We start from the raw sequence: 24305 nt of genomic DNA on the forward strand, positions 1-24305 counted from the left end.
ACCGGTAATCGGACGGGCCGGGCGCAGGAACCCTGTCGCGCAGCGCCAGTTGACTCCGGGACTGGCCGAACGGGCGGCGACCTGCCGCGGCCGGGTCCGGCACAGGCCGGGCGTAAGAACGAAGAGTGGAGGACGAGATGAACCGATACAGCACCACCGCAATGGCGATGGTCCTGGCCGTGGTCGCCGGACCGCTGGCTGCGCAGACCACCACCTGGAACTACGCGGAACTGGACCAGGACGGCAACCTGGAGCTCGACCAGGTCGAGTTCGAGCCGGCCGCCGAGGCCCAGTTCCGGGAGTGGGACCTGAACGCCGACGAGGTCGTGGGCGAGGACGAGTTCTATGAAGGGCTCTATGGCCTGTGGGACGTGGACGGCGACGCCCTGCTGAGCGAGGACGAGTACGCCGACGGCTGGGCGATGTGGTTCGGCGAGGACATGGAATTCGTCGACTACGAGGTGGTCGACGTGAACGCCGATGCCGGGCTGACCACGGACGAGTTCGCCACCGGGCTCGGCGAGGCCGATGCCTACGAAGGCTGGACCGGCGACGCAGACCTGGACCAGGAGACGTTCGCCACCGGGCTCTACGAAACCTATGACGTCGACGCCGACGCCGCGCTGACCGAGGACGAGTTCGCGGCCATGGGTGCCATGCCCATGACGGGCGGTGGCGCCGAGATCGACGTGGAGGAGGTCATCTCGCTGTCCGAGTGGAGCTATGACGACCTTTATGCCGGCGGCGCCAGCGCCGAGGAGTTCATCGACGAGATGGAAGTCTATGGCGTGAACGGCGAAGAGATCGGCGACGTCGAGGACGTGATCATCGGCGCGAACGGTCAGATCCTGGCCGTCATCGCCGAGGTCGGCGGCTTCTGGGACATCGGCGATACCCATGTCAGCATCCCGTGGTCCGACGTCGAGATGGGGCCGGCGGAAGACGGCATCGTCGTGCCGCTCACCGAGGAGAACGTCGATGAATACGGCCTGTTCGAGGACAGCTGGGCCACGGCGGGCCGCCTGACGGACGAGCCGGTGTCCGACCTGGACGATGACCCGCTGGGGCCGCGTGCCTGGCGCGCCTCGGAGCTGATCGGGGACTACGCCCGCCTTCGCGACGGCGACGCGTTCACCGATTACGGCTACGTCAACGATCTGATCCTGTCGTCGGGCGAGGTGTCGGCCGTGGTCGTGTCGCCGGACGTGGGCGGCTACGGCGCCGGTTACAGGGCGTATCCGTTTTACGGCTACGGCGCCGGATGGGGCTGGACCCCGGGCGCGCAGTACTACGACATGCCGTACGGCGCGAACGAGGTCGGTGATGTCGACGTGTTCGATTACGAGCGCATGGGCGGGTGACCCCGCGCGGCCCGCGGTGGCCAAGCTCCGCCGCGGGAGCCGCTCCAGGTGTTTTCAGCGCACGAAAAAGGCCCCGGCGATGTCGCCGGGGCCTTTCTTTCGCACCTGCGACACCCGATCAGAACGGGCTGTCGGGATAATAGAAGTCTTCGGCATTCTCGGGGGTGATCAGCACCGAGCCGATGATGAAGTCGCCCGAGACCGGCGCGTTCGACACGAAGTTCAGCGCCGTCAGCTCGATGGCCGTGGCGATCATCGCCGGCGGGTAAGTCACGTCGGCAGGGATCATTTCGTCCTCCTCCATGACGCGCTGCACCATCTCCTTCATGCCGGCGCCGCCCAGCACCCACATCTCGTCCGAACGCCCGGCCTGTTCGATGGCCGCGAGCGCGCCCACGGCCATATCGTCATCCGAGGCCCAGACGGCGTCGATATCAGGATACTTCGACAGGAAGTCCTGCATCACCGTGAAGGCATCGTCGCGATTCCAGTTGCCGTGCTCCATCGCCAGGATCTCGATGCCCGCGCCCTCGATCGCCTGCTGGAAGCCTTCCACGCGCTCATTGTCGATCGTGGTGGGGATGCCGCGCAGCACGACGATGTTGCCGCCCTCGGGCATGTTCTCGACGAAGTATTCGCCCGAGACGCGGCCGAAGCCGGGGTTGTCGCCGGCGACGTAGAGATCCTCGATCCCGTCCTGGGCCAGGCCGCGGTCCACGACCGTGACCCAGGTGCCGTTCTCGGCCACGCGGGCGACGGGGCCGGTCAGCGGCTCGGACTCGAAGGGCAGGACGACCAGCGCGTCGATGTTGCGCGTGGCGACCATGTCCTCGATGTCACTGACCTGCTTCGACGGATCGGAGGCGGTGGTCAGCACGAAGTCGAGGTTCTCGTACGTCTCTTCGAGCCGGTCCACGGCCTCTTGCGCATGGAAGTTCATGCCGCCGGCCCAGCCATGGGTCGCGGCGGGGATCGAGACGCCGATGGTCGCCGTCTCCTGCGCCATGGCGGGCGCGGCGGCAAGCGCCAGGCCGGCCGCGGCGAACGCGTATTTCATCTTCATGTCAGTCCTCCCTTGGTTTGCACTCGATACCTCCTCACCGCGCGGCGCGCTTCGTGCGCTGGAGCACGACGGCGAGGATGATGATGACGCCCTGGATCGCGCCGTTCAGGTACGGGCTCACCAAATCCGTCAGATTTAGGATGTTCCCGATCAGGCTCAGGATCAGTACGCCGACTACGGTGCCCCAGACGCGCCCGAAGCCGCCCTTGAGCATGGTGCCACCGATGATCACCGCCGCGATGGCCTCGAGCTCCCACAGAACGCCGGTGGAGGACGAGGCCGAGCCGAGGCGCGGCACGTACATGATCGTCGCCACGCCCACCAGGAGGCCCAGCAGCACGTAAGTGGCCGTGCGCGCCCGGTCCACGTGGACGGCCGAATAGCGCGCGACCTGCTCGTTGGAGCCAATGGCGGCGCAATGGCGGCCGAAGGCGGTGTGGCGCATGGCGATCTCGGCGAGGAGCGCGACCACCGCGAAGACGATGATCGGCCAGGCCACGCCGAGGATGCCGTCGTAATAGACCGGGCGGTAGAGGCCGCGCAGATCGAAGTCGAGCGACAGGGTGCCGCCGTCGGCCAGCCAGGTCACGAGGCTGCGGTAGATGCCCATCGTGCCGAGTGTCACGATGAAGGCCTCGATCCCCGCCTTCGTCACCAGAAGCCCGTTGATCGCCCCGGCGACAAGGCCCGCCACCAGGGCCGTCGCCACTCCGATCAGGATGGTGAGCACGCTGACGCCGGTAAAGGGCAGGGCGGCGTTCATCACCAGGATCATCAGCCCCGCGATGAAGGCGGCCATCGAGCCCACCGAAAGGTCGAGGCCACCTGCGGTGATCACGAAGGTCATGCCGACCGCGATGATGCCGATGAAGGCCGAGCGCGCGAGCACGTTGGTGATGTTGGCGTAGCTCAGGAAGTTGGGGTTCAGCAGGATGCCGATCACCACCAGCACCGCCAGCGCCACGAGCGGGCCCAGCACGTGCAGGTCGATCCCCCTGCGCGGGGCCGCGCCCGCCGGTTTGCCAGTCGTTTCCGCCACGCTCATGCCTCTGCCATCTCCGTCGGTGTGTCCTTCAGGCCCATCGCCAGACGGACGATGGCCTGTTCGTTGATGTCGCTGCCGGTCAGCTCGCCTGCGATCCGGCCCGAGCGCATGACCACGACCCGCTCGGCCAGCCCGATCACCTCGGGCATCTCGGACGAGATGAAGATCACGCTGTGCCCCTTCTCGGCGAGGTGATGGATGAAGTCGTAGATCTGCTGCTTGGTGCCGATGTCGATGCCGCGCGTCGGCTCGTCGATGATGACGATGTCGGGGTCGGCGAGCATGGTCTTGGCGATCAGCAATTTCTGCTGGTTGCCGCCGGAAAGGTTCCCGGCGGCGATGTCGCGCGACGGGGTGCGGATGTCGAACTCCTTGATCGCGTTGTCCAGCGCCGCTTCCTCGCCCTTGCGGTCGATCAGGCCATGCGTGAACTTGTCGAGCGCCAGGAGCGTCAGGTTGTCCTTGAGCGACTTGTTCAGCAGAAGCCCGCGTTCCTTGCGGTCTTCGGTCAGATAGACCAGCCCCGCTCTCTTCGCCGCGTCCACCGAGCCGGGCCTGAGCGGCTGGCCGTTGACGCGCACGCTGCCGTGCGTCTGGCGCAGGCCGACGATGCCTTCCATCAGTTCGGTGCGCCCCGCGCCGACGAGGCCCGCGAAGCCCAGGATCTCGCCCTTGGCCAGCGTGAACGAGGCCTCCTGCACCACGCCCGGCACGGTCAAGTTCTCGACCTCGAGCACCGGTGTGCCGGGCACACGCTGCCGCTTGGCCGGATACAGGTCCTCCATTTCGCGCCCGACCATGGCGGCTGCCATCGCGTCCTCGCTCAGCCCATCGGCCGGCTGCGACAGCACCACGTGGCCATCGCGCAGGACGGTGATGCGGTCGGCGATGCGCGCGACCTCGTCGAGCTTGTGCGAGGTGTAGAGGATCGCGACGCCGGCCGCGCGCAGCCGCTCGATCTGGGCGAACAGCACCTCGGCCTCGCGGTTGGTCAGCACCGCCGTCGGCTCGTCCATGATCAGCACCCGCGCGTCGCGGGACAGCGCCTTGGCGATCTCGACCATCTGCTTGTCGGGGACCGAGATGTCGGAGACCCGCGCCTTCGGGGCGACCTTGCATTGCAGCCGGTCGAGCAGGACGCGCGTCTCGGCCTGCATGGCGCGGTGGTCGAGGAACAGGCCCTTCCGCTTCTCGCGGCCCAGGAACACGTTCTGCTCGACGGTGAGTTGCTCGGCCAGGTTGAACTCCTGGTGGATCATCACGATCCCGGCGTCCTCGGCCCCTTCCGACGAGGCGAACCGGATCGGCTGCCCGTCGAGCAGGATGCGCCCCTCGCTGGCCTCGAGGTAGCCGGCGAGGATCTTCATCGTCGTGGACTTGCCCGCCCCGTTTTCGCCGATCAGCGCGTGGACCTCGCCCGCGCGGAGAGAGAAATCCACGTCGAACAACACCTGAACCGGGCCGAACCGGCGCGAGACGGCGTCGAGCGCAAGGATCGGGGGCGCATCGGTCACGACAGTTTCACCCAGGCGCCATCCCGCTTCGACGAGCGCACGCAGGCATCCACGAAGGCGACGCCGGTCAGGCCGTCATGGACGGTGGGGAAGTGCACCTCGGATGGCAGGTCGGTGCCGTCGGTCTTCGCGCGGATGGCGGTGGCGGCTTCGGAATAGATGTTGGCGAAGCCTTCCAGGTAGCCCTCGGGATGGCCCGGCGGGATGCGGCTGACGCGGTTGGCGGCGTCGCCCGCGCCCGCGCCGTTGCGGGTGATGAGGCGCTTGGGCTCTCCGAACGGCGTGAACCACAGGTGGTTGGGATGCTCCTGCTCCCACTCCAGCCCGCCTTTCTCGCCATAGACCCGCAGCTTCAGGGCGTTCTCGTTACCGACAGCGACCTGGCTGCACCAGAGCATCCCCTTGGCGCCGCCCTCGTAGCGCAGCATCACGTGGCCGTTGTCGTCCAGCCTGCGCCCCTCGACGAAGCTCGTGAGGTCGGCGGCGAGCGAGTCGAGCGTCAGGCCGGTGACGTAGTCGGCCAGGTGGAAGGCATGCGTGCCGATGTCGCCGATGGCACCGCCGAGGCCCGAGCGCTCGGGGTCCGTGCGCCAGCCGGCCTGCTTGACGCCTTTGGTCTCGGCGGCGTCGGCCAGCCAGTCCTGCGGGTACTCGACCTGCACCACGCGCAGCCGCCCCAGATCCCCATTCGCCACCATCTCGCGCGCCTGGCGTACCATCGGATAACCGGTGTAGTTGTGGGTCAGCACGAACAGCGCGTCCGACTTCTCCGCCGCCTTCACCAGCTTCTTGGCGTCGGCCAGCGTCGAGGTCAGAGGCTTGTCGCAGATCACGTGGATGCCGCGCTTCAGGAATTCCTTCGCGGCCGGGTAGTGCACGTGGTTCGGGGTGACGATCGCCACCGCCTCGATCCCGTTCTTCAGCCGCGCCTCGCGCTTGGCCATCTCGGTGAAGTCGTCGTAGATGCGGTCTTCGTCCAGCCCCAGCGCCCGGCCCGACGCCTGTGCCTTCTCGGGAGTCGAGGACAGCGCCCCGGCCACAAGGTCGAAGTGCCCGTCGATGCGCGAGGCGATGCGGTGCACCCCGCCGATGAACGCGTCGGCGCCGCCGCCGACCATGCCCAGTCTGATCTTGCGCGTCATGCTCGTTCCTCAGTCCAGCCCCAGCATCCGACGGTTCGCCGCCTCGTCCGTGCCGCCCGACGCGAAATCGTCGAACGCCTGCTCGGTCACGCGGATGATGTGGTCGCGCACGAACTGCGCCCCCTCGCGTGCGCCGTCCTCGGGGTGCTTGAGGGCGCATTCCCATTCCACGACCGCCCAGCCCTCGAAGCCGTGCGTCGTGAGTTCGGAGAAGACGGCGTTGAAATCCACGTGCCCGTCCCCGGGGCTGCGGAAACGGCCGGCGCGGTTCACCCATGACTGGTAGCCGCCGTAGACACCCTGCCGGCCCGTCGGGTTCAGCTCGGCGTCCTTGACGTGGAACATGCGGATGCGGTCGGCGTAGATGCGGATGTTGTCGATGTAGTCGAGCGCCTGCAGAACGTAGTGCGACGGGTCGTAGAGCATGTTGCAGCGCGGGTGGTTGTCCACGCGCTCGAGGAACATCTCGAACGTCACACCGTCGTGCAGGTCCTCGCCCGGATGAATCTCGTAGCAGATGTCGACGCCGCATTCCTCGGCGTGGTCGAGGATCGGCCGCCAGCGCTTGGCGAGTTCATCGAACGCAGTGTCGATCAGCCCCGGCGCGCGCTGCGGCCAGGGATAGACGTAGGGCCAGGCCAGGGCGCCGGAGAATGCCGCCTGCGCCGTCAGCCCCATGTTCTTCGAGGCTGTCAGCGCCTTCTTCACCTGGTCCACGGCCCATTCCTGCCGCTTCTTCGGATTGCCCCGCACCTCGGGGGCGGCAAAGCCCTCGAACGCCTCGTCATAGGCGGGGTGGACGGCGACGAGCTGGCCCTGAAGGTGGGTGGACAGTTCCGTGACCTCGACACCGTTCGCAGCCGCCTTGCCCTTGAACTCGTCGCAATAATCCTTGGACGATGCCGCCTTATCGAGGTCGATCAGCCGGGCGTCCCAGCTTGGCACCTGCACGCCGGCATAGCCGCAATCGGCCGCCCACTTGGTTATCGCGTCCCACGAGTTGAACGGCGCCTCGTCGCTCGCGAACTGCGCCAGGAAAAGGGCAGGGCCCTTGATCGTCTTCATCGCTGTCCTCCCTTCGCCGGTCCCGCCGTTCCTCGGCGGCGGGCCGTCGCTCCTCGCCTCGATGCTAGGCACGGCTTGTAATCGTTTACAAGCCCCTAAGATCGGGGCAGCATGGACGCCCCCGAAAAGCTCGGCTATGCAAGCCGTCTGGCGAGGGCAGGATGAACCGAAGAACCGCGACAATTCAGGATGTTGCACGCGTCGCGGGCGTTTCCACGGCGACCGTCAGCCGGGCGTTGTCCACCCCCGGCGTGGTGGCCGAGACGACGCGCAAGGCGGTGTTCGCGGCGGTGCGCGAGACCGGGTACACGGTGAATCAGGCGGCGCGGAACCTGCGCCAGCGCCGGACGGGCAGCGTGGTGGCGCTGGTGCCCAACATCGCCAACCCCTTCTTCTCGCGCATCCTGTCGGGGGTAGCGGCCACGCTATCGCCGGCGGGCTACAGCCTGCTGATCGCCGACACGCAGTCGGGCCCCGAGGCCGAGGCGCGGCTGATGGGGTACCTGGACGACCGGCGCGCCGACGGGCTGATCCTGTTCGACGGCAGCGTCCCGCGCGCGCACCTGGCGCGGGGGCTGAGCGCGCGGCCGCTGCCGCCGCTGGTCTTCGCGTGTGAGTGGATCGGCGGGCTCGACGTGCCGGGCGTTCGTATCGACAACGCCGAGGGCGCGCGGCTGGCGGTGGCGCATCTGGCCGGGCTTGGGCACACGCGCATCGGCCACCTTGCCGGGCCGCCGGGCAACGTGCTGAGCATTTCGCGGGCTGCGGGGTTTGCCGAGGCGCTGAAGGCGCACGGAATGGAGAAGCGGGAGGAGTGGACCTTCGACGGCGACTTCACGCTCGACTCAGGGGCCTTCGCCGCGCAGCGCTGGCTGGAGCTGGGTGACAGGCCGACCGCGGTCTTCTGCGCCAGCGACGAAATGGCCTGCGGTTTCGTCGGCGCGCTGCAGCGCCATGGCGTGCGGGTTCCCGAGGACGTCTCGGTCGTGGGGTTCGACAATATCGAGATCGCGGGCCACGTCTCGCCCCCGCTGACGACGGTGCGACAGCCGCGCACCGAACTGGGCGAGCGGGCGGCGGCGCAGTTGATGTCGCTGATGGCGGGCAAGACGCTGGAGGCGCGCGAGGTGGTGCTGCCCGTGGAACTGGTCGAGCGCGAGAGCACCGCGCCGCCGGCCTCTCATGCCGCGGGGGACGCAGCGTCCTGAACTTGCGCGCGGGGGCACGCGGGCTGAACTTGCGCGCGGCGACGCGCGGGGCTACGCCCGTGACATGCTGATCCTGGACAACATCATCAGCGACCGTGGCTCGCGCTATGCCGTAGCGGGACAGCCCTGCGCCTCGGAGGACGAGGCGAAGCAGCTGGTCAAGGAGCTTTGCCGCCGCAAGAAGTTTGCCAAGGCCACGCACAACACCTGGGCGCTGCTGACGGCGGACGCGCCGGTGAAGAACGACGATGGCGAAAGCGGCGCGGGCATGGTGATCCTGCGGATGCTGGAGCGGGAGGGCGTGTACGATCACCTCGTCGTTGTGACCCGCTGGTTCGGCGGCAAGCACCTGGGCGGCGATCGCTTCCGACACGTGCAGGAGGCGGTACGGATTTACCTCGAGGAAACCCGGCTCGGAGGAAAAACGGAGTGAGGCCGGATGCGGAAAATCTCGACCGGCTGTCGCGGTCCCGTTTCCGCAGCCGGTTCCGGATGGGCCAGCGCGAGCGCGCCTATCTCGAAACGAAGGGCGCAGGAATCATTCGCAGCCATGCCGACGATTTCATCGCGCAACGCCTCGCCCCGGCCATGCCGAAGAACGACGGGCGGCAGACGCCGATGCGGGGACACCCGGTTTTCATCGCGCAGCACGCCACGGCCACCTGTTGCCGCTCGTGCCTCGAGAAGTGGCACGGCATACGGCGGGGCCGCGAGATGACCGAGGAGGAGCGTCGGCAGGTCGTGGCGCTGATCATGCACTGGATCGCGCGGGACGCCGGAGGAGATTGAGCGATGTGCAACCTCTACTCGATCACGCGCAGCCAGGATGCCATGCGGCAGGTCTTCGACGTGGTGGAGGACCGGGCGGGGAACGTCCCTCCGATGCCCGAGGTCTATCCGGATTACCGCGCGCCCATCGTGCGCAGCGTGCCGGAGGGGCGTGAACTGGCGCTCGGCCGCTGGGGGATGCCCACGCCGCCGCGAGCCCTGCGGGGCAAGAAGACCGACCGCGGCGTGACCAACCTGCGCAACACCCGCTCGCCCCACTGGCGGCGCTGGCTGGGGCCGGAGTGCCGCTGCCTCGTCCCGTTCGACCGGTTCGCCGAGCCGGACGTGAACACCTCGCCCCGCCGGAACGTCTGGTTCGAACTGCCCGAGGGCGTGCAGGGGGCATTCGCCGGCGTGTGGACGCGCTGGACGTCGGTCCGCAAGCTCAAGGACGGCGAGACGACAGACGAACTGTTCGGCTTCCTGACCACCGAGGCGAACCGCGAGGTCGGGGCGGTCCACCCCAAGGCGATGCCGGTCATCCTGAGGACCCCGGAAGAGTGGGAGACGTGGCTGACCGCCCCGTGGCCCGAGGCCGCGCACCTCCAGCGCCCGCTGCCCGGCGAGACGCTGAAAATCGTCGGCTGAGACGGAACGCACGAGGGCGTCTGAACGTTTCCTCCTGCCGGGCCATGAGAGCCCGCGCGAGGGGAGGAGCACATGCCTGCAAAGTCGAAGGCCCAGCAGAAGGCGGCGGGCATCGCCCTTGCCGCCAAGAAGGGCGACAAGAAGAAGAGCGAGCTCAAGGGCCCGTCCAAGGACATGTACGAGTCCATGAGCAAGAGCGAGCTCGAGGACATGGCGTCCACGAGCCGCAAGGGGAAGCCCGATCACGAAAGCGACGATTGATGGGTGGCCCATACCGCGCGGCCGACCGGCCGTGGCGCCCGAAGACGCTGAGCCGCACCGTCGTGCTGGTCGAGGACGACGCACGCCAGGCGCAGGACCTGCGAGAAAGGTGCGAAGCCATCGGTGCCGAGGTGCTGAAGGTGGCGCATCGGCCCGAGGAGGGGCTGGACGCGATCCTACGCTACCGCCCCGACTATGCACTGATCGACGTCAACCTGGGCGCGCAGCCTGACGGGGTGGGGATCGCCCGCCGCGCCTCGGCCCGCTTGCCTGGCACGCGCTTCGTCTTCCTCAGCCGCTCGGGCGAGATCGAAGAGCCGGGCCCGCGCCTGCGGCCGCATGTTTGCCTATCGAAACCAGTCAGCACCGCCTGGCTTCGGGTGGCGCTGGGCGCGGAGGATTAGGGCCCGCCGACGACCAGTCCGACGCCGCCGCCTGAGGTGACGACCTGCAGCGGCAGCAGCGAGCTGGCGTCGGTGTGGCGGTCGAGCGCGATTTCCTTGCTGCTGCGCAGGCCGCGGGACAGCGCGATCATGGCGGGCGAGCTCCAGGTCGTGGTGTGATGCGGGCCGGGACCCACCGCCGCGCCGCTGCTGTCGAGCAGCACCACGTCGAGGTCCGCGATCGGACGGGGATCGCCGATATGGCCGAGCTCGCGCCCGCTGCTCAGCCAGCCCGACAGGCCGAGGATGCGGTCGCGCTGTGAGGTGACGATGACGAACGGGTCGGGCAGTTCGCCAATTTCATGGGCCTGCTGTCGAAAGACGTCCACGGCGATGTCGGGGGCCACCAGCGCCACAGAGTCGAGCTTCGGCCACAGCGTGCCCTCCATCAGCGCCCGCTGGCGCAGCGCCTCCATGACCAGTTGTCCGCCAAGCGAATGCGCGACGATAACGATGCGCTCGACCGGCAACTGCTGGAGCCTGTCGAGCAGACGCACCAGCCCGCCGCGCGCAAACAGCACGCTGTCCCGGTCGTAGATATAGTCGGTGGCCCGGGCGGCGGAGGGCCAGCTGTAGAGGACCGGCACGCCGTCCAGCTGGAAGTCGTGGCGGATCTGCGCGAAGCGGTACAGCGCCTCGGCGAAGTTCGTGTTGTAGCCGTGGACGAAGACGACGGCCTCGCGCCGGGCTGGGGGGAGGTCGCGCGTGCTGGTGGCGATGTCCCCCAGGAATTGCCCGGGGTCGTCGTACCGGGCGGCATCGGTGACGGCGAAGCGTTCGCGCGGCGCGTCGTTCCTTCGCGGCCACTCGATTTCGCCCGGCGTGTGACCGGGCGGGACCGTCACCTCGTAGAGCGCATGGCGCGTGCCGAAGGCCCGACCGGGGCCAAAGCCGACCGGCTGCTGCGCGTCGCGCGTGGTGGCCACGAAGATGCGGTGAGGTGTGCCCGCGGCGCTGTCGTCGAAGGCAAGCTGCCCGCGCGGGGCGCAGGCGGCGACGAACGCCAGCAGCAGGCCGGTCAGAAGCCGGGCGCGGATGGACATCGGCAATCTCCGAACGTGGAATGGGGCCCGCCGGACCCGGCGACGCCCGGAGTCTCAACCGCGACGCTGCGTCCGTTCCTCGTGGCGAGCGGTCGGCGACGGCTCAATGTCCGCCGCCGATGCGCGTTACTGGCTGCGGCCGGTCGTGTCGCCGTCCATCTCCGCGCCGCCTTGGTCCGCGCCGCCTGCGTCTGCGCCATTCTGATCCGCCGTATCGCCGCCGCCGGTCGCGGCCGGCTCGGCGGCGAGCGGCTGGCCGTCGGGGCCGTAGAACATCACCCGCACGTCGTCCTGAAGTCCGGTCCGCAGATCCTCGACCGTCTGGCGGCGAAGCTGCTGCTCGATTTGCGGGCGCAGCTCCTCCAGCGGGGGCAGTTCGGCGTCGGACCCGGTCTGGAGCTGGTCATAGGTCTGCTGCACCGTCTCGTCCGTCACGGCGGCGTCGAGTTCGCGCTGGAGCCAGACCTGCACCATCGCGTCCTGCTCGGCGGCCTGTCCGGCCTCTTCCACCAGCGCCACGACCTCGGGGTCCTCGCCCAGGTTCTCGGCCTGCGCCGCTTGGTAGATCAGTTCGCGCAGGACCAGCTGCTCGATGGCGAAGGGCACCAGCATCTCGGGCGGCTGGCTGCGCATCTGCGCGGGCAGGGCGCCGATGGCCGCGCGCACGTCCGATGTCATGATTTCGGCGTCACCCACCGTGGCGACCAGCGCATCAGCCGGTTGCGCCTGCTGCGTTTCGGTCGGGGCCTGGGTGTCTGCGCCCTCGGTGGGAGCGGCCTGCGTTGCCTCCTGCGCCGTCGCCGCACCGGCGGCGAGCGTGAGGGCGAGGGCGGTGGCCTGAAGAAGTCGCGTATCCGTCATCTTTGGTCCTCCTGTAGTTCCTCGGCCAACCGCCGTCTCGCGCGGGCGTTCCGTGCGAACTGAGACGCGGTCGTGCGACCGTGTGCCGCTGTATGCAGAAGGGCGGCAATTTTAAGCGCATTTTCCGGAACGACGCGCCCATGGCCGGCGTTTTCCCGCATTCGTGAGCGCCCACGATTGCGCGGGCGAGGAATAATGTATACATTCCTTCACGTCAGCATCGGGAGGAAACGATGAGCGTCCTTAACTTCTGGAGCCGCCGCGAGACCGGCGACCGTCCGCACGGCCTGCACGACATCCTGTCCGGCTACTCGATCGAGGTGATGCCGCGCACCGCGGCCAAGGTCGAGGATTTCCAGGCGCTCATGCCGCCCGAGACCCGCGTCTACATCGCGCATCTCGAGGACACGCCGATCGAGGACATGGTCGCCACGGCGCGCCGGCTGCACGAGGACGGCTTCCGCGTCATGCCGCACTTTCCCGCCCGGATCATCCGCGATGCCGCCACGCTCGAGGACTGGATCAAGCGCTATCGCGACGAGGCGGGCGTGACGCAGGCGCTGCTTCTGGCCGGCGGCGTCGAGAAGGCGCACGGCGACTTCGAGAACTCGATGCAACTGCTCGAGACCGGCCTCTTCGACAAGCACGGCTTCCACCGCCTGCACGTCGCCGGTCACCCCGAGGGCAACCGCGACATCGACGCCGACGGCTCAACCCGGCTGGTGGACGAGGCCGCGCTGTGGAAGCAGGACTATTCCGAGCGCACAGATGCCCGGATGGCGCTGGTCACGCAATTCGCCTTCGACGCCAAACCGGTGATCGAATGGGCCGAGCGCATCCGCGACATGGGCGTGACGCTGCCCGTCCACGTGGGCATCGCGGGTCCCGCGAAGCTTCAGACGCTGATCAAGTTCGCCGTCGCCTGCGGAGTGGGGCCTTCGCTCAAGGTGCTCCAGAAACGCGCTATGGATGTCAGCAAGCTGGTCCTGCCCTACGAGCCGACCGAGGTGCTGAGCGATCTGGCTGCGCATCGCGCCACGCATCCCGACAGCAATATCGAGCAGGTCCACATCTTCCCGCTCGGCGGCATCCGCAAGGCGGTGGAGTGGACGAAGGAAACGGGCGGGCTCGAGGTTGCCCGCACGGCCTGATCCGGCGAAACCTTCTCCGCCCCCCGGACGTTGCTGATCCTCAACGTCGAGGGAGGTGGAGATGAGCAGACCGGTCAACCGCGGGGTCGCGGGTCGGTGAGGGACGAGCGTGCGGCCGCAGGGCGGCCGGACGTCGACGCGGAGTTCCTGCGCGACGTCCTCGACGGACTGGACCGCCCGCAGAAGGCGCTCCTCCCGAAGTATTTTTACGACGAAGAGGGCTCGCGGCTTTTCGACCAGATCTGCGAGCTTCCCGAATACTACGTCACCCGCACCGAGCTGGCGATCCTGCGCGACCGGGCGGGCGAGCTTGACGGGCTGGTTCCCGACGGCGCCGCGCTTGTCGAGCCCGGCGCGGGGTCCAGCGTGAAGGTCCGCATCCTGCTCGACGCCATGCCGTCGCTGTCGGCGTGCGTGCCGCTCGATATCTCCGGCGAACATCTGCACGCCTCCGCCGCCCGGCTGGCCGAGGATTATCCCGCGCTCGACGTCCGGCCGGTGGTCGGCGACTTCACCACCGGGATCGACCTGCCGGACGGCCTGGACGAGACGCCGAAGCTGCTGTTCTTCCCCGGCTCGACCATCGGCAACTTCGATCCCGAGGAGGCCGGCGCGCTGCTTGCCGCGATGCGCGGGGTGCCGGGCGTCGTGGGCCTGGTGATCGGCGTCGACCTGCGCAAGGACCCCGAGCGGCTGGTGGCCGCCTATGACGATCCGCAGGGGGTTACGGCGGCGTTCAACCTCAACCTGCTGACCCGGATGAACCGGGAACTGGGGACGGATTTCGACGCCGACGCGTTCCGCCACGAGGCGCGGTGGAACGACGGCGACAGCCGGATCGAGATGCATCTGGTCAGCACCTGCGAACAAGTCGTGTCCCTCGACGGCGCACGCTTCGACTTCGCGGCCGGCGAAAGCATCCACACCGAGAATTCGCACAAGTTCTCCATCGAGAGCTTCGGCGAATTGGCGGCGTCCGCCGGCTGGCGGTCCGGACGGGCGTGGACCGACCCCGAGCGGCTGTTCAGCGTGCACCTGCTGACGCCAGGGTGAGCGTCCTGCCCTTGGCGCTGGCGCGCGCTCCGAGTATACCCTCCGCTCTAAGGAAGCGAGGCGGGGTTCGAAAATGGCATCAATAACAAGGCATTGTGGCTCACTTCTCACGCCGGGGCCTGGCGCATGACGCCCGCCGCGCGTGTCACTGCCGCGATCGAGGTCCTCGACGAGGTGCTTGCCGGTGCCCCGGCCGAGAAGGTGCTGACCAACTGGGCACGAAGCCATCGCTTCGCCGGCTCCGGCGACCGCGCGGCCATCCGCGACCACGTCTTCGATGCTCTGCGCTGCCGCCGCTCCTTCGCTGCGCTCGGCGGTGCCGAAACGGGCCGCGGCCTGATGATCGGCGCGTTCCGAGATGTGGGCGTGGACGCGGCAGAGGTGTTCACCGGCGCGCGCTTCGCGCCTGCGCCCTTGTCGGAGCAGGAAGCGGAGCCGCAGGCCATCGACGACCCGCTGGTGGCGCTGGACTGTCCCGACTGGCTGGCCGGGCCGCTGCGGGGCTCGCTCGGCGACGACTTCGAGCCGGTGATGCAGCGCCTGCGCCGGCGGGCCCCGGTGTTCCTGCGGGTGAACCTCCTGAAGGGCACGATGGAAACCGCGCTCGCTGCGCTGGCGGAGGAGGGGCTGGAGACCGCTCCCGGCCCGCTCGCAGCGACGGCGCTCGAGGTGGTGACAGGGGCGCGCCGCGTCGCCCGGTCGACAGCCTTTCGCGACGGTCTGGTGGAGTTGCAGGACGCCGCCAGCCAGGCGGTCGTCGAGGCGCTGCCGGTGACCACGGGGCTGCGGATCCTCGATTACTGTGCCGGCGGGGGCGGCAAATCGCTCGCCCTGGCCGCCCGCTCGAACGCTCCGGTCGACGCCCACGATATCTCGCCCGCCCGCATGCGCGACATCCCCGACCGCGCGGCGCGGGCGGGCGCCGAGGTGCGCGTGTTGAAGCCCGGCGCGCTGGGTGAGGGGCAGTACGACCTCGTTCTGGCGGACGCGCCGTGCTCCGGAAGCGGTGCGTGGCGGCGATCGCCCGAGGGGAAATGGCGCTTGGATGCCAGTGGCTTGCGGGCTCTTATTGAGACACAACGCGAGGTTCTGGAGGCCGCGGCTCGCCACGTGGAGCCCGGCGGCTGTCTGGCCTATGCCACCTGCTCGCTGCTGGATAGCGAGAACGGCGATCAGGTGGACGCCTTCCTAGCGCGTCGGCCCGCTTGGCGCGAGGAAAGGCGCCTGCGGCTCACGCCACTGGACGGCGGCGACGGCTTTTTCCTCTCGTGCCTGCGGCGACCGCCGAACGACGATTAAGGCGATGTTAACGTTGCAGCCGTAGCCCTCTCGGGGCAGACGGACGGAGGCAACGTGCAGCGACCGGCATTGGCAGACCTGCGGCTTTCGGCCAGCGCGGCGCTGCTATGGGCCGCGATGGCCGCGGCCGCACTCATCGTCGCTCTGGCGCGGCCCGAGCCGCCGGCGCAGGCGGCCCCGGTCGCGTTCGCGGCGGTCGCGGCCCTGTTCCTTGTCGTGACGCTGCTGCGCGGGCTGCTTCGCCAGTCCGACGCGCGCCGCTTGGTCGACACCGTGGCAATCCTCGCGACGCGCGATCCGGTGCCCGTGCTGTTGTGCGACACGAAAGGCCACGTGATTTATCGCAACCGCGCCGCAGCGAAGGGCCTTGGCGCCCGGCGTGGGGAACCGCTGAGCCGGGTGCTCGGCGCGCGCCTCGCGGCCCCGGCCGAGGTGGTGCTGCGGCTGAAGACGGTGGCCGAGGACGACGGCGAGGCGCGCGAGACGGTCGCGTTGCGCCGCGGCCGTGTCCGGCTCGCCGCCCACGCCGTCGCCGCGAACCATCTTCTGTGGCGGATCGAGGATGCGCCGGACCGCGCGCCGCCCCATCCCGGCGAAGCGCTCGCTGTGCCGATGCTGCTCGCCGACGAGGGCGGGGCCGTGCTGTTTCGTAACGCCGCGCTCCGCGAGATAGAGGTTGGTGCGGCGCAGGCGCTGGAAGACCTGCTCGGCACCCGCGCCGCGGATGGCTTTGTCACGCTCGGGGCGGGAGAGCACGCGCTTCCCACCCGGCCGGTCGAGGTGCCGTCGCGGGACGGCCGACGCGAGGTCTACTTCCTCCCGCCCGACGTACTTCCCGAGGCGCATCGCGACGATTTGTTCGACGCGCTTCCGGTGGCGCTGATCCGCCTGTCCCGCACCGGGACGCTGCGCCAGGCGAACCGGCTGGCGCGCGAGCTGCTGCGCATCGAGAGCGTGGAGGACCAGCCGCTTTCGGACCTGGTGGAGGGGCTGGGGCGCCCCGTTTCGGAATGGGTTGCCGACTGCGCGCGCAGCGGGCGCCTGCGCAGTTCCGAGGTCGGCCGGGCATGCCGTGCGCCGGATGACCGGTTCGTGCAACTCACACTCGGGGCCCAGCCCCGGGCCGGGGGCGATTTCGTTGCCGTGCTGCATGACGCGACTGAACTCAAGACGCTCGAGGCGCAGTTCGTGCAAAGTCAGAAGATGCAGGCCATCGGGCAGCTTGCCGGCGGCGTCGCGCACGATTTCAACAACCTGCTCACGGCAATCAGCGGCCATTGCGATCTGCTGCTGTTGCGCCATGACGAAAGCGACCCGGACTACCCGGACCTCGAGCAGATCAACCAGAACGCCAACCGCGCGGCGAGCCTCGTGGGCCAATTGCTGGCGTTTTCGCGTAAGCAGAACCTGCGGCCCGAGCTTCTGGACATGCGCGAGGCGCTGGCGGACCTGACGCACCTGCTCAATCGTCTGGTGGGCGAGAAGGTGAGCCTGACCTTCCGCCACGATCCCAACCTGCAACACGTGCGTGCGGACAAACGACAACTCGAGCAGGTGATCATGAACCTCGTGGTCAACGCGCGCGACGCGATGCCCGAAGGCGGCGCGATCATGATCGAGACGGTGATGAAGCAGCTCGACAGCCCCCTGCAACGCGACCGGGCCAAGGTGCCGCCGGGGGAGTACGTGCTGGTGCGCGTGACGGACGAGGGGGAGGGCATACCGCCCGAAAGCCTGCCCAAGATCTTCGAGCCCTTCTTCACCACGAAGGCTGCGGGCGAGGGCACCGGGCTGGGGCTCTCGACCGCCTATGGCATCGTCAAGCAGACCGGCGGCTTCATCTTCGCCGACAGTCCGCCCGGCGAAGGTACGACCTTCACGCTTTACTTCCCCGCGCACGCGCGTCCCGCCGAGGCATCGGTGGGTCGCAGTCCGGCCGCGATTCGCGCGGCCCGCGCCGGCGGAGCGACCGTGCTTCTGGTCGAGGACGAGGCTCCGGTGCGCGCCTTCGCTGCGCGGGCGCTCTGCATGCGCGGGTTCGACGTAATGGAGGCCGGCGACGGGGAAGAGGCGCTGGAGTTGCTCGAGGACCCGGAGCTGGAGGTCGACGTCTTCGTCACCGACGTCATCATGCCCGGCCTCGACGGCCCCGGCTGGGTGCGACGTGCGCTCGAGGACCGGCCCGAGGCACGCGTGGTCTTCATGTCCGGCTATGCCGAGGAAAGTTTCGCCGACCAGCAGGCGCGCATTCCCAACTCGGTGTTCCTGCCCAAGCCGTTCTCGCTCCAGGATCTCGTCGCGACGGTGCGCAACCAGACCGGCTGACCCGGTCCTCGCAGGGTGGTGTTAACTTCGAAGTGTATAGGATAGCCGAGAAAGCAGTTGCCTTGTTCTCCTTTTGCCCCCATGTTCGGGCGGAACAAGAGGCGAACGAAGCAGTCATTGCCGCTTGCGGGCGGGTGTGAAATAAGGACGCGAAACATGGCCACGGCAAGTCTTCTCGACATGGCAGACAAGCGTACAGCAGAAAAGCAGAAGGCGCTCGACTCGGCGCTCGCCCAGATCGAACGGCAGTTCGGCAAGGGCTCGATTATGAAGCTCGGCGCCGATAACCCGGTGGCCGAGATCGAGGCAACGTCGACCGGATCGCTCGGGCTCGACATCGCGCTGGGAATCGGCGGCCTGCCCAAGGGCCGGATCATCGAGATCTACGGCCCCGAATCCTCGGGCAAGACGACGCTGACTCTGCACGTCGTCGCCGAGGAACAGAAGAAGGGCGGCGTCTGCGCCTTCGTCGACGCCGAACATGCGCTCGACCCGCAATACGCCAAGAAGCTCGGCGTGAACCTCGACGAGCTTCTGATCTCGCAGCCCGACACCGGCGAACAGGCGCTCGAGATCACCGACACACTCGTGCGCTCGGGCGCGGTGAGTCTGGTCGTGGTCGACTCGGTCGCGGCGCTGACGCCGAAAAGCGAGCTCGAAGGCGACATGGGCGATTCGAGCGTCGGCGTGCAGGCCCGCCTGATGAGCCAGGCGATGCGCAAGCTGACCGCGTCGATCCACCGGTCGAACTGCATGGTCGTCTTCATCAACCAGATCCGGATGAAGATCGGCGTCATGTTCGGCTCGCCCGAGACGACGACGGGCGGCAATGCGCTAAAATTCTACTCTTCGGTCCGGCTCGACATCCGCCGCATCGGCTCGGTCAAGGACCGTGACGAGGTCGTGGGCAACCAGACCCGCGTGAAGGTGGTGAAGAACAAGGTCGCGCCGCCGTTCAAGCAGGTCGAGTTCGACATCATGTATGGCGAGGGCATCTCGAAGATGGGCGAGCTTCTCGACCTCGGCGTGAAGGCCGGTGTTGTGGACAAGTCCGGTTCGTGGTTCTCGTACGGGGACGAGCGGATCGGGCAGGGGCGCGAGAACGCCAAGACGTTCCTGCGCGAGAATTCCGCCATCGCGATCGAGATCGAGGACAAGATCCGCGCGGCCCACGGGCTCGACTTCCAGATGAGCGCGAACGAAGACAGCGGCGAAAGCCTCGTCGACGACTGACATTGCCGGCAGGCCCGCGCGCCGGGCCTGCCGCCGCACGGGCATGGACAGCCCCGGCGCGCGGGTCTAAACGGGCGGGAAACACACGCCAACTCAGGACCCGCAGCCCCACATGCCCAGCCTGAACGACATCCGCTCCACCTTCCTCGACTATTTCGAGAAGAACGGACACCGGAAGGTTCCGAGCTCACCGCTCGTCCCGCGCAACGACCCGACGCTGATGTTCGTCAATTCGGGGATGGTGCAGTTCAAGAACCTGTTCACCGGCGTCGAGCATCGCGATTACACCCGCGCCACCACCAGCCAGAAATGTGTGCGCGCCGGGGGCAAGCACAACGACCTCGACAACGTGGGCTACACGGCGCGCCACCACACGTTCTTCGAGATGCTGGGCAATTTCAGCTTCGGCGACTACTTCAAGGACCAGGCGATCCCCTTCGCGTGGGACCTGATCACCAAGGAGTTCGGGATCGACAAGGACCGGCTGCTGGTCACGGTGTACCACACCGACGACGAGGCGGCCGACATCTGGAAGAAGTACGCCGGCCTCCCGGACGAACGGATCATCCGCATCCCGACCGACGACAATTTCTGGATGATGGGGCCGACCGGCCCCTGCGGCCCGTCCTCCGAGATCTTCTATGACCACGGGCCTCACATCCCCGGCGGCCCCCCGGGCAGCCCGGACGAGGACGGCGACCGGTTCATCGAGATCTGGAACCTGGTCTTCATGCAGTACGAGCGGTTCGAGGACGGCACGCAGCGCGACCTGCCGAACCAGTCGATCGACACGGGCATGGGGCTCGAGCGGATCGGCGCGCTCTTGCAGGGCAAGCACGACAACTACGACACCGACCTGATGCGCGCGCTGATCGAGGCCAGCGCCAACGCCACCAGCGCCGACCCGGACGGGCCGGGCAAGGTGCACCACCGGGTGATCGCGGACCACCTGCGCTCGACCTCGTTCCTGATCGCGGACGGGGTGATGCCCTCGAACGAGGGGCGCGGCTACGTCCTGCGCCGGATCATGCGCCGCGCGATGCGTCACGCGCACCTCTTGGGCGCGCAGGACCCGCTGATGTACCGGCTTGTCCCGTCGCTGGTGCAGCAGATGGGACAGGCCTTCCCCGAGCTGGGCCGCGCCCAGCCGATGATCGAGGAGACGCTGAAGCTGGAGGAGACGCGCTTCAAGCAGACCCTCGACCGCGGCCTGCGCATGCTGGACGACGAACTGGAAAGCCTCCCCGATGGCAAGGCGCTGCCGGGCGAAGTGGCGTTCAAGCTTTACGACACCTATGGCTTCCCGCTCGACCTGACGCAGGACGCCCTGCGCGAGCGGGGGCGCACCGTGCAGATCGCCGGCTTCGACGCCGCGATGAACGAGCAGAAGGCCAAGGCGCGCGCCGCCTGGTCCGGCTCGGGCGAAACCGCCGATGCCGCGATCTGGTACGACCTGTCCGAGGAGAAGGGCCCGACCGAGTTCCTGGGCTACGACACCGAGGTGGCCGAGGGGCAGATCCTCGCCATCGTGAAGGACGGCGCGGCCATCGACAGCGCGTCCGAGGGCGACACGGTGCAGATCGTCGTCAACCAGACCCCGTTTTACGCTGAGGCCGGCGGCCAGGTCGGCGACACCGGCACGCTGAAGACCGACACCGGCGCGGCGAAGATCACCGACTGCCGCAAGACCGCCGGCGTCTATATCCACTTTGCCGAGGTGACCGGGGGCACCCTGACCCGCGGCGACGGCGCGCAGCTCGAGGTCGACCACACCCGTCGCGGCGCCATCCGCGCCAATCACTCGGCCACGCACCTGTTGCACGAGGCGCTGCGCCAGGCGCTCGGCGAGCATGTCGCGCAGCGCGGCTCGCTCAACGCGCCCGACCGCCTGCGCTTCGACTTCAGCCACGCCAAGGCGCTGACGGCCGATGAACTCGAGCAGGTCGAGAGCGAGGTGAACGCCTATATCCGTCAGAACGCGCCGGTCGAGACGCGGATCATGACCCCCGACGAGGCGCGCGAGATCGGGGCCCAGGCTCTGTTCGGTGAAAAGTACGGCGACGAGGTGCGCGTCGTGTCGATGGGCCACGCGCCCACCGGCAAGGGCGTCGACAAGGAAACATACTCGATCGAGCTTTGCGGCGGCACCCACGTGCGGCAGACCGGCGACATCGGCACCTTCGTAGCGCTCGGCGACAGCGCCTCCTCGGCCGGCGTCCGCCGGATCGAGGCGCTGACCGGCGACGCCGCCTTCCGCCACCTGGCGCAGAAAGAGCGCAAGCTGGCCGAGGCCGCCGCGGCGCTCAAGACGCAGCCCGACGATGTGCCCGAGCGCGTGCGCGCCCTGATGGAAGAGCGCCGCGCGCTACAGAACGAGGTGGCGCAACTGCGCCGCGAGCTGGCGATGGCCGGCGGCGCGGGCCAGGGTGGAGGCGCCGAGCCGCGCGAGGTCGCGGGCACGGCCTTCCTCGCCCAGGTGCTCTCGGGCGTCAGCGGCCGCGACCTGCTGGCGCTGATCGACGAGCACAAGTCGCGCCTGGGAAGCGGCGTGGTGCTGCTGATCGGCGAGGCCGACGGCAAGGCCGCCGTGGCCGCGGGCGTGACGGTCGACCTGACGGAACGGGTCTCGGCCGTGGACGTGGTGCGCGCGGCGGTCGGGGAGTTGGGCGGCAAGGGCGGCGGCGGCCGCCCGGACCTCGCCCAGGGGGGCGCGAAAAGCGCCGATAATGCACAGTCGGCGATCGCAGCCGCCGAGAAAGTTTTGGAGGAGGCGAAATGAGCGCACTCTGGATCGCTAACGTCGAAGTCACGGACGAGGAGGCGTACAAGAAGTACGCCGCCATCGCGACCGAGGCCATCGCCGCCCACGGCGGCACCTTCCTGGCGCGCGGTGGCCGCTACGTCCAGCTCGAGGGGCGAGAGCGGGCGCGCAACGTCGTCGCTCGCTTCCCCTCGGTCGAGGCGGCGGTCGAGTGCTACAACTCCGACCGTTACCAGGAGGCGCTGAGCCACGCCAAGGCCGCGGCCGAGCGCGACCTGGTGGTGGTCGAAGAGGTCTGAGCGCCCGCCGAGCCACGGCATTTCCGGCCGCGGCCCGCTTGCCGGGCGGCGGCCCCGCACATTCCATGGAGACCCGCGCATGGCCGAGACCGAGCGCCCGCAACTCTACCTGATCACCCCGCCCGAGTTCGACCTGGACGTGTTCCCCGACCGACTGGGCCGGGTGCTGGACGGGGCCGAAATCGCCTGTATCCGCCTGGCGCTCGCCACGAAGGACGAGGACCGGCTGGCGCGGGCGGCGGACGCCCTGCGCGAGGTGGCGCATGCCCGCGACGTGGCGCTGGTGATCGAAAGCCATCTGATGATGGTCGAGCGCCTGGGCCTCGACGGCGTGCACCTGACCGACGCCGCCCGTTCGGTGCGCAAGGCGCGCAAGGAACTCGGCTCGGACGGCATCGTCGGCGCCTTCTGCGGCGCCTCGCGCCACGACGGTATGAACGCGGGCGAGGGCGGGGCCGACTATGTCAGCTTCGGGCCCGTGGGTTCCTCGCCGCTGGGCGACGGGACGCAGGCCGACCGCGATCTCTTCTCCTGGTGGTCCGAGATGATCGAGGTGCCGGTGGTGGCCGAAGGCGCGCTCACCGGCGATCTGGTCGAGAGCCTGGCCCCGGTCACCGACTTCTTCGGGCTGGGTGACGAGCTTTGGCGGGCCGACGACCCGCTGGCCGCGCTCGAGGCGCTCATCGCCCGCATGGGCTGATCACCGCTCCCGCATCATCTTCGGTCCTGAAATATCCTCGGGGGTGAATGGCCCGGAGGGCCAGAGGGGGCAGACAGCCCCCTCGACCCCCGCGCCGCCAGGCGAACCGCCCGAGCCGGCGCGCCACGCCTGACGATCAGACCTCCTTCGCCAGTGGATGATGCTCCAGCACCAGTTCCTTCAGCCGCGCGTCCAGGACGTGGGTGTAGATTTCGGTCGTCGAGACGTCCGCATGCCCCAGCAACGTCTGGATCGAGCGGAGGTCGGCGCCGTTGGCCAGAAGGTGCGTGGCGAAGGCGTGGCGCAGGGTGTGCGGCGTGACCTTCGTCGGGTCGACCCCGCCCGCGACGGCCAACTCCTTGATCAGCATGTAGAACCTGTGCCGCGTCAGGTGCCCGGCGGCCCCGCGCGAGGGGAACAGGAAGCGCGAGTGTGGCTTTCGCTCGGCCTCGGCGCGGGCGTCCTGCGCCTCGCGCTCGGCCAGCCAGGCCGCCATCGCCGCGCGGGCGGGCGGCGAGAGGGGCACCAGACGTTCCTTACCGCCCTTTCCGCGCACCAGAAGCATGCGCGGGTCGCCCTTCGCGGCGGCCAGGGGCAGCGACACGAGCTCGCTGACGCGCATCCCCGTGGCGTAAAGCAGCTCCATCAGACAGGTGTTGCGCAGGCGGTCGGCGGGTGTGCGGCCGGTGGCGCGCGAGGCCTCGATCAGGCGGTCCACGTCCTCGACCGAAAGGGTCTTGGGCAGCCGCTTGGTCCGTCCCGGCCCGCGCACCTGGATCGCCGGGTTGTCGCTGCGCCAGCCTTCCTCGAACGCGAAGCGGTAGAGCTGCTTGATCGCTGAAAGCCGCCGCGCGCGCGTCGACACCGCCAGCCCCTGTGCGTCGCAATGGATCAGGTAGGCCTCGACGTCGCCGCGCTGCGCGCTCTGGAAGTCGAGCCCGCGCGCGTCGAGCCAGCCGGCGAAGTCCTTGAGGTCGCGCGCATAGGCGAGAAGCGTGTTCTGCGCGGCATCAAGCTCGGCCGCCTGCGCCTCGAGGAACGCCTCGATCCGGTGCGCCATCG

The 24305-nt window shown here is 68.7% G+C and carries 23 protein-coding genes; 15 read left to right on the forward strand and 8 right to left on the reverse strand.

Translation table 11 applies throughout. The annotated features are described in order from the left end of the window. The first annotated feature begins 137 nt into the window (after positions 1-137). The gene (locus BM162_RS06885) at positions 138-1361 is read left to right on the forward strand and encodes a PRC-barrel domain-containing protein (RefSeq protein WP_093419637.1); all 1224 of its coding nucleotides are present in this window, start codon (positions 138-140) and stop codon (positions 1359-1361) included. Positions 1362-1479: 118 nt separating this feature from the next. Here the strand turns inward: BM162_RS06885 and BM162_RS06890 are convergent, their stop codons facing one another. From BM162_RS06890 to BM162_RS06910, 5 genes are read right to left on the reverse strand one after another with little or no spacing between them, the layout of a single operon-like run. Further along, entirely contained in the window at positions 1480-2424 is a 945-nt protein-coding gene (locus BM162_RS06890) for an ABC transporter substrate-binding protein (RefSeq protein ID WP_218153074.1), read from the reverse strand. A 34-nt stretch (positions 2425-2458) separates the two neighbouring features. Then, a complete protein-coding gene (locus tag BM162_RS06895) occupies positions 2459-3469 on the reverse strand; it encodes an ABC transporter permease (RefSeq protein WP_093419640.1) in 1011 nt (336 codons plus the stop codon). Continuing rightward, positions 3466-4983: a sugar ABC transporter ATP-binding protein gene (locus BM162_RS06900; protein WP_093419642.1), complete on the reverse strand. Its 1518-nt coding sequence runs from the start codon at positions 4981-4983 to the stop codon at positions 3466-3468. The genes BM162_RS06895 and BM162_RS06900 overlap by 4 nt, the downstream gene beginning before the upstream one ends. Then, the gene (locus BM162_RS06905) at positions 4980-6125 is read right to left on the reverse strand and encodes a Gfo/Idh/MocA family protein (protein ID WP_218153075.1); all 1146 of its coding nucleotides are present in this window, start codon (positions 6123-6125) and stop codon (positions 4980-4982) included. The genes BM162_RS06900 and BM162_RS06905 overlap by 4 nt, the downstream gene beginning before the upstream one ends. Positions 6126-6134: 9 nt before the next feature. Then, positions 6135-7190, reverse strand: a complete 1056-nt coding sequence (locus BM162_RS06910; protein ID WP_093419644.1) for a sugar phosphate isomerase/epimerase family protein — start codon at positions 7188-7190, stop codon at positions 6135-6137. Between the two features lie 161 nt (positions 7191-7351). Between BM162_RS06910 and BM162_RS06915 the strand changes: the two genes are divergently transcribed. From BM162_RS06915 to BM162_RS06940, 6 genes are all read left to right on the forward strand, one after another. After that, positions 7352-8398, forward strand: a complete 1047-nt coding sequence (locus tag BM162_RS06915) for a LacI family DNA-binding transcriptional regulator (RefSeq protein ID WP_093419646.1) — start codon at positions 7352-7354, stop codon at positions 8396-8398. A 64-nt stretch (positions 8399-8462) separates the two neighbouring features. Beyond that, on the forward strand, positions 8463-8831 hold the full coding sequence (locus BM162_RS06920; protein ID WP_093420036.1) for a YigZ family protein: 369 nt from the start codon (positions 8463-8465) through the stop codon (positions 8829-8831). After that, complete coding sequence (locus BM162_RS06925) at positions 8828-9187, forward strand: DUF4186 domain-containing protein (RefSeq protein ID WP_245759191.1); 360 nt, start codon at positions 8828-8830, stop codon at positions 9185-9187. Before BM162_RS06920 ends, BM162_RS06925 begins: the two co-directional genes overlap by 4 nt. A gap of 3 nt (positions 9188-9190) precedes the next feature. After that, on the forward strand, positions 9191-9814 hold the full coding sequence (locus BM162_RS06930) for an SOS response-associated peptidase (protein WP_093419648.1): 624 nt from the start codon (positions 9191-9193) through the stop codon (positions 9812-9814). 72 nt (positions 9815-9886) lie between these two features. Then, the gene (locus BM162_RS06935; RefSeq protein WP_093419651.1) at positions 9887-10075 is read left to right on the forward strand and encodes a DUF3008 family protein; all 189 of its coding nucleotides are present in this window, start codon (positions 9887-9889) and stop codon (positions 10073-10075) included. Then, positions 10075-10479, forward strand: coding sequence for a response regulator (locus BM162_RS06940; protein ID WP_093419653.1), 405 nt, complete (start codon positions 10075-10077; stop codon positions 10477-10479). Before BM162_RS06935 ends, BM162_RS06940 begins: the two co-directional genes overlap by 1 nt. Here BM162_RS06940 and BM162_RS06945 read toward each other — a convergent pair. Beyond that, positions 10476-11561, reverse strand: coding sequence for an alpha/beta hydrolase (locus BM162_RS06945; RefSeq protein WP_093419655.1), 1086 nt, complete (start codon positions 11559-11561; stop codon positions 10476-10478). The genes BM162_RS06940 and BM162_RS06945 overlap by 4 nt on opposite strands. A 126-nt stretch (positions 11562-11687) precedes the next feature. Then, the gene (locus tag BM162_RS06950; protein WP_093419658.1) at positions 11688-12422 is read right to left on the reverse strand and encodes a SurA N-terminal domain-containing protein; all 735 of its coding nucleotides are present in this window, start codon (positions 12420-12422) and stop codon (positions 11688-11690) included. A 233-nt stretch (positions 12423-12655) separates the two neighbouring features. Here BM162_RS06950 and BM162_RS06955 point away from each other — a divergent pair, with 233 nt between their 5' ends. The 8 genes from BM162_RS06955 to BM162_RS06990 all read left to right on the forward strand — a co-directional run bounded on the left by BM162_RS06955 (position 12656) and on the right by BM162_RS06990 (position 23243). After that, positions 12656-13573 (forward strand): methylenetetrahydrofolate reductase, encoded by a 918-nt coding sequence (locus BM162_RS06955; RefSeq protein ID WP_093419660.1) that lies wholly within the window; start codon positions 12656-12658, stop codon positions 13571-13573. A gap of 96 nt (positions 13574-13669) precedes the next feature. Then, positions 13670-14626: an L-histidine N(alpha)-methyltransferase gene (gene egtD / locus BM162_RS06960; protein WP_093419662.1), complete on the forward strand. Its 957-nt coding sequence runs from the start codon at positions 13670-13672 to the stop codon at positions 14624-14626. Between the two features lie 126 nt (positions 14627-14752). Further along, positions 14753-15925, forward strand: a complete 1173-nt coding sequence (locus tag BM162_RS06965; protein ID WP_093419664.1) for an RsmB/NOP family class I SAM-dependent RNA methyltransferase — start codon at positions 14753-14755, stop codon at positions 15923-15925. Between the two features lie 54 nt (positions 15926-15979). Next, positions 15980-18250, forward strand: coding sequence for an ATP-binding protein (locus BM162_RS06970; protein WP_245759192.1), 2271 nt, complete (start codon positions 15980-15982; stop codon positions 18248-18250). A gap of 156 nt (positions 18251-18406) precedes the next feature. Further along, positions 18407-19483, forward strand: coding sequence for a recombinase RecA (gene recA / locus BM162_RS06975; protein WP_093419667.1), 1077 nt, complete (start codon positions 18407-18409; stop codon positions 19481-19483). 112 nt (positions 19484-19595) lie between these two features. Further along, positions 19596-22262, forward strand: a complete 2667-nt coding sequence (alaS, locus tag BM162_RS06980) for an alanine--tRNA ligase (RefSeq protein ID WP_093419670.1) — start codon at positions 19596-19598, stop codon at positions 22260-22262. Beyond that, complete coding sequence (locus BM162_RS06985; protein WP_093419673.1) at positions 22259-22543, forward strand: DUF1330 domain-containing protein; 285 nt, start codon at positions 22259-22261, stop codon at positions 22541-22543. The genes alaS and BM162_RS06985 overlap by 4 nt, the downstream gene beginning before the upstream one ends. 79 nt (positions 22544-22622) lie before the next feature. After that, positions 22623-23243 carry a thiamine phosphate synthase gene (locus BM162_RS06990; protein WP_093419675.1) on the forward strand — a complete coding sequence of 207 codons (621 nt, stop codon included), beginning with the start codon at positions 22623-22625 and terminating at the stop codon, positions 23241-23243. A 136-nt stretch (positions 23244-23379) separates the two neighbouring features. Here the strand turns inward: BM162_RS06990 and BM162_RS06995 are convergent, their stop codons facing one another. Then, a complete protein-coding gene (locus tag BM162_RS06995; protein WP_093419678.1) occupies positions 23380-24303 on the reverse strand; it encodes a site-specific tyrosine recombinase XerD in 924 nt (307 codons plus the stop codon). Between the last annotated feature and the right edge of the window lie 2 nt (positions 24304-24305).

The sequence above is a fragment of the Tranquillimonas alkanivorans genome (assembly GCF_900115595.1).
Taxonomy (GTDB): Bacteria; Pseudomonadota; Alphaproteobacteria; order Rhodobacterales; family Rhodobacteraceae; genus Tranquillimonas; species Tranquillimonas alkanivorans.

What these genes read in the sequence shown, in the direction of transcription:
- BM162_RS06885 (WP_093419637.1), top strand. Translation starts at nt 138, where the DNA reads ATGAACCGATACAGCACCACCGCAATGGCGATGGTCCTGGCCGTGGTC.
- BM162_RS06890 (WP_218153074.1), bottom strand. Translation starts at nt 2,424, where the DNA reads ATGAAGATGAAATACGCGTTCGCCGCGGCCGGCCTGGCGCTTGCCGCC.
- BM162_RS06895 (WP_093419640.1), bottom strand. Translation starts at nt 3,469, where the DNA reads ATGAGCGTGGCGGAAACGACTGGCAAACCGGCGGGCGCGGCCCCGCGC.
- BM162_RS06905 (WP_218153075.1), bottom strand. Translation starts at nt 6,125, where the DNA reads ATGACGCGCAAGATCAGACTGGGCATGGTCGGCGGCGGCGCCGACGCG.
- BM162_RS06910 (WP_093419644.1), bottom strand. Translation starts at nt 7,190, where the DNA reads ATGAAGACGATCAAGGGCCCTGCCCTTTTCCTGGCGCAGTTCGCGAGC.
- BM162_RS06915 (WP_093419646.1), top strand. Translation starts at nt 7,352, where the DNA reads ATGAACCGAAGAACCGCGACAATTCAGGATGTTGCACGCGTCGCGGGC.
- BM162_RS06920 (WP_093420036.1), top strand. Translation starts at nt 8,463, where the DNA reads ATGCTGATCCTGGACAACATCATCAGCGACCGTGGCTCGCGCTATGCC.
- BM162_RS06930 (WP_093419648.1), top strand. Translation starts at nt 9,191, where the DNA reads ATGTGCAACCTCTACTCGATCACGCGCAGCCAGGATGCCATGCGGCAG.
- BM162_RS06935 (WP_093419651.1), top strand. Translation starts at nt 9,887, where the DNA reads ATGCCTGCAAAGTCGAAGGCCCAGCAGAAGGCGGCGGGCATCGCCCTT.
- BM162_RS06940 (WP_093419653.1), top strand. Translation starts at nt 10,075, where the DNA reads ATGGGTGGCCCATACCGCGCGGCCGACCGGCCGTGGCGCCCGAAGACG.
- BM162_RS06945 (WP_093419655.1), bottom strand. Translation starts at nt 11,561, where the DNA reads ATGTCCATCCGCGCCCGGCTTCTGACCGGCCTGCTGCTGGCGTTCGTC.
- BM162_RS06950 (WP_093419658.1), bottom strand. Translation starts at nt 12,422, where the DNA reads ATGACGGATACGCGACTTCTTCAGGCCACCGCCCTCGCCCTCACGCTC.
- BM162_RS06955 (WP_093419660.1), top strand. Translation starts at nt 12,656, where the DNA reads ATGAGCGTCCTTAACTTCTGGAGCCGCCGCGAGACCGGCGACCGTCCG.
- BM162_RS06965 (WP_093419664.1), top strand. Translation starts at nt 14,753, where the DNA reads ATGACGCCCGCCGCGCGTGTCACTGCCGCGATCGAGGTCCTCGACGAG.
- recA (WP_093419667.1), top strand. Translation starts at nt 18,407, where the DNA reads ATGGCCACGGCAAGTCTTCTCGACATGGCAGACAAGCGTACAGCAGAA.
- alaS (WP_093419670.1), top strand. Translation starts at nt 19,596, where the DNA reads ATGCCCAGCCTGAACGACATCCGCTCCACCTTCCTCGACTATTTCGAG.
- BM162_RS06985 (WP_093419673.1), top strand. Translation starts at nt 22,259, where the DNA reads ATGAGCGCACTCTGGATCGCTAACGTCGAAGTCACGGACGAGGAGGCG.
- BM162_RS06990 (WP_093419675.1), top strand. Translation starts at nt 22,623, where the DNA reads ATGGCCGAGACCGAGCGCCCGCAACTCTACCTGATCACCCCGCCCGAG.
- BM162_RS06995 (WP_093419678.1), bottom strand. Translation starts at nt 24,303, where the DNA reads ATGGCGCACCGGATCGAGGCGTTCCTCGAGGCGCAGGCGGCCGAGCTT.